The organism is Streptomyces sp. NPDC001027 (assembly GCF_040299045.1).
Lineage (GTDB): Bacteria > Actinomycetota > Actinomycetes > Streptomycetales > Streptomycetaceae > Streptomyces.
Map to the genome: position 1 here is coordinate 1 of NZ_JBEPBI010000020.1, position 7,403 is coordinate 7,403.

At 71.4% G+C, this 7,403-nt stretch carries 6 protein-coding genes, 1 other RNA gene and 1 pseudogene; 1 reads left to right on the forward strand and 7 read right to left on the reverse strand.

The genetic code is table 11. From position 1 onward, the window contains the following. Positions 1–774: 774 nt before the first annotated feature. The 6 genes from ABT300_RS09115 to ftsE form a co-directional block, all read right to left on the reverse strand. Positions 775–1,536: a hypothetical protein gene (locus ABT300_RS09115; RefSeq protein WP_351673625.1), complete on the reverse strand. Its 762-nt coding sequence runs from the start codon at positions 1,534–1,536 to the stop codon at positions 775–777. A gap of 842 nt (positions 1,537–2,378) precedes the next feature. After that, positions 2,379–2,765, reverse strand: a transfer-messenger RNA (tmRNA) gene (gene ssrA, locus ABT300_RS09120). 119 nt (positions 2,766–2,884) lie between these two features. Then, complete coding sequence (gene smpB / locus ABT300_RS09125; RefSeq protein ID WP_351673627.1) at positions 2,885–3,433, reverse strand: SsrA-binding protein SmpB; 549 nt, start codon at positions 3,431–3,433, stop codon at positions 2,885–2,887. A gap of 73 nt (positions 3,434–3,506) precedes the next feature. Next, positions 3,507–4,685 carry a S41 family peptidase gene (locus ABT300_RS09130; protein WP_351673629.1) on the reverse strand — a complete coding sequence of 393 codons (1,179 nt, stop codon included), beginning with the start codon at positions 4,683–4,685 and terminating at the stop codon, positions 3,507–3,509. Positions 4,686–4,752: 67 nt separating this feature from the next. After that, positions 4,753–5,670, reverse strand: coding sequence for a permease-like cell division protein FtsX (ftsX, locus tag ABT300_RS09135; protein ID WP_057574413.1), 918 nt, complete (start codon positions 5,668–5,670; stop codon positions 4,753–4,755). A gap of 60 nt (positions 5,671–5,730) precedes the next feature. Then, complete coding sequence (gene ftsE / locus ABT300_RS09140) at positions 5,731–6,420, reverse strand: cell division ATP-binding protein FtsE (RefSeq protein ID WP_351673632.1); 690 nt, start codon at positions 6,418–6,420, stop codon at positions 5,731–5,733. A gap of 237 nt (positions 6,421–6,657) precedes the next feature. Here ftsE and ABT300_RS09145 point away from each other — a divergent pair, with 237 nt between their 5' ends. Continuing rightward, positions 6,658–6,852 (forward strand): hypothetical protein, encoded by a 195-nt coding sequence (locus ABT300_RS09145; RefSeq protein ID WP_107443696.1) that lies wholly within the window; start codon positions 6,658–6,660, stop codon positions 6,850–6,852. 96 nt (positions 6,853–6,948) lie between these two features. Here the strand turns inward: ABT300_RS09145 and ABT300_RS09150 are convergent. Then, positions 6,949–7,403, reverse strand: a pseudogene (locus ABT300_RS09150) (hypothetical protein); the annotation flags it as partial.

Genomic DNA, 7,403 nt, shown 5'->3' on the forward strand with positions numbered 1-7,403 from the left:
CCGTGCGCGGGACCGCCGGCGGCCCGGCCGCGCCGTGATGCGCCGGACCGCCGGCCGGCCTTGCGTCCATCGCCCGGCTCGCCTTCGGGCGGGGCGGCGGAGGCGGCCTGGCCGCCGGAGGCGTGCGCGGAATGCCTGACGGCGGACCGTCGGGCCGAACGCCGGCTGGTATGTGGTGCCATGAGAGCTGGTTCTCCGGGGACGAGAGGTGGACGAGGGTTGCCCGCCGCCGGGACCGCCCCGCTGGGGCTGCGGCACCGGGCCGCGTCGGCCGGACGGCCGGACGGCGGGGTCCGCCGACCGGACTCCGGACGCACGCCGGGAACCGGGACGGACTCCGGACGGACGGCGGGAAGCGGACGGGCTCCGGGCGCACGGCGAGGAGCGGGACGGATTCGGACGGCGGGCAGCGGACGGCGGGACGGATCGCGGGGCGCCCGGCGGACGCGGGGAGCGGGACGGATTGCCGTCGCCGGGCCGACGGCGGAGAGCGTGCCGGGTCAGTGACCCGGTCGATGACCCGGTCGGAGGCACGCGGCCGGCGGGGGACGCCGGGCCGACGGGAACCGGGCCGGGCCCGGGCAGGACCGTGGCGGCCGAGCCGGACCCGAGCACGTCAGGCCGGCGCGGCGCGCAGCCGCACGCGGCCGAGCCGCTGCTCCCGCCCTTGCCGCGGGCCCCGCTCCTGCCCTGTCCCCCGCTCTCCGCGGGATTGCGCCTCCGTCCCTTCCCGTCCGTCCGCACGCCGTCGGCCGACCGTGCTCACGGGGCTTTTCAGGCCGCCGGGGTCGAGGCGGCCGGGGCCGGTTCCGCGGGGCCGCCCGCGACGGTGGTCGAGGCTCCGCCGGCCGGGGACGGGGACGAGACCGGTGAGGGGGACTCCGCGGGCGGGGAGGCGGGCGGCGGCGGGGTGGACGCCGGCGGCGCGATCACCGGGCCGGTCGGACCCGAGGCCGGGGAGCCCGAGGCCGTCGGGCCGGCGCTGGGCCGGACGGCTCCGCCGGCCGAGGGCCGGGCCGACGCGGACGCCCCACCGGTCGGCGCGGCGCTGCCCGAGGCGCCCGGCGCCCTGCTCGCCCCCGGCTTGCCCGGTTCGGCGGGAGCCCCGGAGGCAGTGGCCCCCGTCCCGCCGGGACGCGCGGAGCCCGGCGCTCCGGGGTGCGAGGAGGCGGAGTCGTCGGGCGCCGAGGAGCTGCCCACCTCGCCGGCCGCCGGCTTGTCGTCGGCCTGCCCAGGCACCGGTACCGGCAGCCAGGGCGCGCCCGCGTTGCCCGAGAGCAGCGCGACCACGATGACCACGGCGTACGCCCCGCACGCGATGCCCACGAAGATGCCGATGCGGCGGAACGTCCGGCTGCGGCGACCGGACTCGTCGACGAAGACGGGGACGTCGGAGGCGGCGTCGGAGCCGTCCGGCCGCCCCTGCTTCAGCGGGTCGAGCTGGACGGTCACCTCGCCGGGGTCGGAGCCCTCCCCTTCCGGACCGCCGGGCTTCTCCCCCCAGGGGTCCCGGAGATCGCTCGAAGGTTCGCCCACGGGCGTCCCGTTCGCGTCCGCAGGGGCCGGCGGCAGGCCGTTCTCACGCGGTGCGTCGATCAGCGAGCGATATCTTCCGCCGCTTCCCGTCATCGGCGCCAGGGAGTGTCCCCCGAGCCCAGGAGCGCTCTGAGATCCTGCCGGTCCCGCCCCCGCGACCGGCACGTCCCTCGTCGGGAACACGGCCTCGGGCCACTCCGGTTGGGCTTCTTCTCGCCAATTCTTCACGTGCGCACTACCCCCACAGAACTGTTCCGGGAGCGCCTACGACCCCGAGCCCACGTCGACGGAACCAGGCCCCCACCCAGCCCTCGCGCCCCTTTTATCCCATTGCGCTCAGATCTCCGAACCTAGCGCAGGCATGGGCCCGGCATTCGCGTTGTGTCATTTATGGACACAAGTCATGCCCATGCCTATGGCCGGATCGCATCCCTGCCCGCGGCGCAGAAGGGGCGCTCCGATGTTCGGCAGACGGCCGGCGCATCGCGGTCGTGCAGCGAGCGCCGGAGGAGACCAGCAAGTTCGTCACACCGATGACGGGAGGGCGGCAGAAAGGCGACCCCGAGGGCATGCACGGGGCGCCCGTCCAGGCATGGCCGGAAAATACACCTTGATGGATGTCGGATTGCCTGCTTTTCTGACCGCGCACCGACATCTACCGATCGTCCGTGCATGCTCATGCCGACCCCGACCCCGACCCCGACCCTGACCCCGATCCCGATCCCGACCGGGATCCCGACCGCGATCGTGCCCCAGGCGCCGACGCGGGACCGCACGCACGGGGCCGCACGCACAAAGACCCCGCTCCCTGAGGGGAGCGAGGTCTTCATGTCACATGGGATGAGTGGAGATGGCGGGAATCGAACCCGCGTCCAACGGTGCAGAATCAGGGCTTCTCCGTGTGCAGTTCGCTGTGATTTTCTCGGCCCCGGCGATCACGCGAACAAGTCGCCGACGGGCCCAGTCACTGTTTGATTTCCCATCTCACCCCGTGACCGGGCCAGATGGTTTAGTTCCCTAGATTATGCCAGGATCCGGGCCGGGAACACTCCCGGGCTGACACCCTTTAGGGCCCTACCTCACTGCTTATCAGGCAGCGAGAGCGTAGGACTGGGAATCGCTCTTGGTATTGGCGATTATTTTTTGCGACATATGGTTTACGAGATCATTGCCGCTTCCTCGACACGCTTCCCCTGTTTCAACAGTCGCTGTCGAAACCGATCATCCCCATGTTGATTTTTCAAATCCCTCCGAGGAGGGCCCGTGCCCACCGAGGGGCACAGGTGCCATCGTACGTGACCAACGCACGACGATGCCACCGTATTCCCGGCGAGGCCGCCGGCGTCGGCTACGCGTGCCGCTGCTTGCGCTTGGCCGCCGCGATCGCCCGGTCCGTCTCCCGGCGGTCCTGCTTCTCGCGCAGGGTCTGCCGCTTGTCGTACTCCTTCTTGCCGCGGGCCAACGCGATCTCGGCCTTGGCCCGGCCGTCCTTGAAGTACAGGGCGAGCGGCACGATCGTGTGCCCGGTCTCCTCCGACTTCACCGCCAGCTTGTCGATCTCCTCGCGGTGCAGCAGCAGCTTGCGCTTGCGGCGCGCGGAGTGGTTGGTCCAGCTGCCCTGGCTGTACTCGGGGATGTGCGCGGCGTGCAGCCACGCCTCGTCGCCCTCGATCTGCACGAAGCCGTCGGTCAGCGAGGCGCGCCCCTGACGCAGCGACTTCACCTCGGTGCCGGTGAGCACCAGACCGGCCTCGTACACGTCGATGATCGCGTAGTCGTGCCGGGCCTTCTTGTTCTGCGCGACGATCTTGCGCTTGCCGTCCTTGGCCTTGGCCGCGGCGGCCGCCCCGCCCTGCTTCGGCTGGGACTCCTTCGGTACGTACATTCCCTTGCTCATAGTCCCGCCATTTTCGCACCCGGACGGGGCCGAAGGGAAAGCCGATTACGGGTGGATCCGCGGCGGCGGTCGATCAGGACGTGTCCCCGAGCCCGCTCAGCACGGTCTCGGCCCGTCCCAGCGCCCCGTCGTCCGCCTCCAGGTCGGGCGTGATGCCGCGGCCGTCGACGCCGTGGCCGGACGGGGTGCGGTAGTGCCCGACGGTCAGCTCGGCGACGGAGCCGTCGGGCAGCCGACGCGGCATCTGCACGGAGCCCTTGCCGAAGGTGCGCGATCCCACGACGATCGCCCGGCCGCGGTCCTGCAGGGCGCCGGTGAGCAGTTCGGCCGCGCTCATCGTGCCGCCGTCGACGAGGACGACCAGGGGCTTGCGGGTGTCGCCGCCCGCCTCGGCGTGCAGGGCGCGCTGGTCGCCGTCGACGTCGTAGGTGGCGACGAGGCCGCCGTCGAGGAAGACGGAGGCGGTGGTGACGGCCTCGGTGACCAGGCCGCCGGAGTTGCCGCGCAGGTCCAGCACGATCCTGCCGTCGGTCGGCGCACGGCGCACGGCGCCGCGCACGGCGCTGCCGACGCCCTTGGTGAAGGCGGCGACGGCGACGACGGTGACCCGGTCGGCGACCTCCCGGACGGTGACGGAGTCCGTGGACAGCAGCGCTCGGCGCACGGTCTCGGTCCACGCGCGCGTGCCGCGCTCCAGTCCGAGACGGACGGGGGTGCCGGCGGACGCGTCCTCGGCGTCACCGCGCAGTAACGCCACGACGTCGGTGACCGGGAGGCCGTCCACGGGCCGTCCGTCGACGGTGCGCAGCCGGTCGCCCGGGCGGACCCCGGCGGCAGCGGCCGGCGAGCCCGGCTGCACCTTGGTGACCTCGATCCGGCCGCTCCGCTCGCGCCGGGCCTCCAGACCCACGCCGGTGTACCGGCCGTCGAGGGACGCCTCGAACTCCTCGTACTCGCCCGGGGAGTAGACGGCCGCCCAGCGGTCCCCGCTGCGGCTGACGGCCCGCTCGGCGGCCTCCATCGGGGACTTGCCTTCGGCGGCGGCCTCCTCGGCGGCGCGCGCGACGGCCTCCGAGTGACCGGCCGGGGCCGTGGCGGGTGCGGCGCCCGAGGCGTTCCGCGGCCCGTCGCCCGGCACCCGCGGCAGCGACCCGGTCGCCGCACCGGCGACGAGAACGCTCGCGAACACCAATGTCAGCGCGGCCCCGCGGCCGAAACGGCGGGGCTGACAGAACAGGTCACGGCCTGACATGGCGGTGAGTCTAGGGGAACGCGAAGAACCGTACGGACGGTTGACCGTACGACCCTCGGGGCATGCGTCACACCTTCAGGTACTTGCGCAACGCGAAGAAAGCGGCAAGCGCGGGCATCAGCAGGCTCGTGGCGAGGATGAGGGGAAGCTTCGTCAACACGGCGTCCCAGCCGATGAAGTTGATCAAGTTCAGCTTCTCTGACAGCGCCAGGCCGTTGTCGATGATGAAGTACCGGCCGATCACCAGGAATCCGCAGGCGACCGTGCCGCCGATGAGCCCGGCCACGGCGGCCTCCGCGATGAACGGCGCCTGGATGTAGAACCCCGACGCGCCCACGAGCCGCATGATCCCCGTCTCGCGCCGACGGCTGAACGCCGAGACGCGCACGGTGTTGACGATCAGCATCAACGCGACCACGAGCATCAGCGCCATCACCGCCCGCGCCGCCCAGTTCATGCCGTTGAGCAGCCCGAAGAGGTTGTCCAGGATGCCCTTCTGGTCCTGGACGGACTGCACGCCGTCCCGCCCGTCGAAGGCGGTCGCGATGACCTGGTACTTCTCCGGATCCTTGAGCTTGATCCGGTACGACTCCTGCATCTGGTCCGGGGTGAGGGAGCTGGCCAGCGGGGAGTCGCCGAACTGCTCCTTGTAGTGCTTGTACGCGTCGTCCTGCGACTCGTACGTCACCTTCTCGACGACGCCCATCTTGTCGAGGTCGGCCTTGATCTGCTTCTTCTGGTCCGCGGTGACCGCGCCCTTGGCGCAGTTGGCGTCCGACTCGGCGTCGCTCTTGTTGCAGAGGAAGACCGAGACGTTGACCTTGTCGTACCAGTAGCCCTTCATCGTGCTGACCTGGTCGCTCATCAGAAGCGACCCGCCGAAGAGCGCCAGGGACAGGGCTACGGAGACGACGACGGCGAAGGTCATCGTCAGGTTGCGGCGGAGACCTACGCCGATCTCCGACAGTACGAACTGGGCGCGCATGGCGTGTTGTTCAGGCCTTTCCGGGGACGTCCGCGAGGGCGGGGGCGATGGCGGGGGCGGTCAGTGCTGGTAGCCGTAGACGCCGCGTGCCTGGTCGCGCACGAGGCGGCCCTGCTCCAGCTCGATGACGCGCTTGCGCATCTGGTCCACGATGTTCTGGTCGTGCGTGGCCATCAGCACGGTCGTGCCCGTCCGGTTGATCCGGTCGAGCAGTTTCATGATGCCCACGGAGGTCTGCGGGTCGAGGTTTCCGGTGGGCTCGTCCGCGATCAGCAGCTTCGGCCGGTTCACGAAGGCGCGGGCGATGGCCACGCGCTGCTGCTCACCGCCGGACAGCTCGCCCGGCATCCGCTCCTCCTTGCCGCCGAGCCCGACGAGGTCGAGCACCTGCGGCACGGACTTGCGGATCTCGCCCTTCGACTTGCCGATGACCTCCTGCGCGAAGGCGACGTTCTCCGCCACCGTCTTGTTCGGCAGCAGCCGGAAGTCCTGGAACACCGTCCCCAGCTGCCGGCGCATCTGAGGCACCTTCCAGTTGGACAGACGGGCGAGGTCCTTGCCCAGGACGTGCACCTGGCCTTGGCTGGTGCGCTCCTCGCGGAGCACCAGCCGCAGGAAGGTGGACTTGCCGGAACCGGAGGATCCCACGAGGAACACGAACTCGCCCTTCTCCACCTCGAGGGAGACATCCCTCAGTGCGGGGCGGGTCTGCTTGGGGTAGACCTTGGAGACGTTGTCGAATCGGATCACGGATGCACCACGGGTCGCCGGGGGTAGATGAGCGTGACCATACGCGAACCGGGGAGGGCGGCGCAGGCGTCGGGAGGGGTTGGGTGGGGCTTGTGCGTTTTTGTACGGGACTTTGTACGCCCAGCGCTCTTCGAGTGAGCCGCGCGGTCACCGGAGGAACCTGGCACAGTGGAAGGGGAACGTTCGCGCCCCCGGAGGCGTTGTGTCCATGGAACCGGTGCAAGGAGGGCGAGGCGCATGACGTACGACCGGCTGGTGTGCGCTAACTGCGCGGCCCCCGTGAGCGAGGGCCGGTGCCCCGTGTGCCGCGCGAACCGCGAGCGGCTGCAGCAGCAGGAGAACTTCTTCGCGGGGCTGAACCCGATGGCGCTGATCGCGCTGCTGGCGGTGCTGGTGGCGGCGGTGGCGCTGCTCGCCCACCAGACCGCGTAGCCCGCCCGTCACCCACCCGCGCATCACCAGGGGCCCGGAGCTGATCAGCTCCGGGCCCCTGGTCGTCACGTCACGTGTGCGTACGGCTGCTCGCCGTCAGGCAGCGGCTCCGCCGCGGCCGGCCACGAGGCGCGGCAGCACCCGGAAGCCGATACCGCCGGCGATCATCGTGGCGGCGCCGAGGATGAGGAACGTGGTCTCGCCGGCGCCGGTCTCGGCCAGCTCCTTGCCGCCGCCCTGGGCGGCCGCGTCGGAGGTGGTGTCCGAGGTGTCGGTCAGCGCGGAGCTGCCCTCCTCCTGAGTGGAGGTGCCGTCGGTGTCCGGACCACCGACGGTGGAGCCACCGGTCGAACCCGTGGAGCCGGTCGAGCCCGTGGTACCGGTCGTCCCGGTCGAGGAAGAGCCGGACGTGGAGGACCCGGAGGAGGTGCTGCCGCCGTTGCCGGAGCCGCCATTACCGGAGCCACCATTGCCCGAGCCGCCGTTGCCGGAGCCACCATTGCCCGAGCCGCCGTTGCCGGAGCCACCATTGCCGGAGCCGCCGTTCTCGG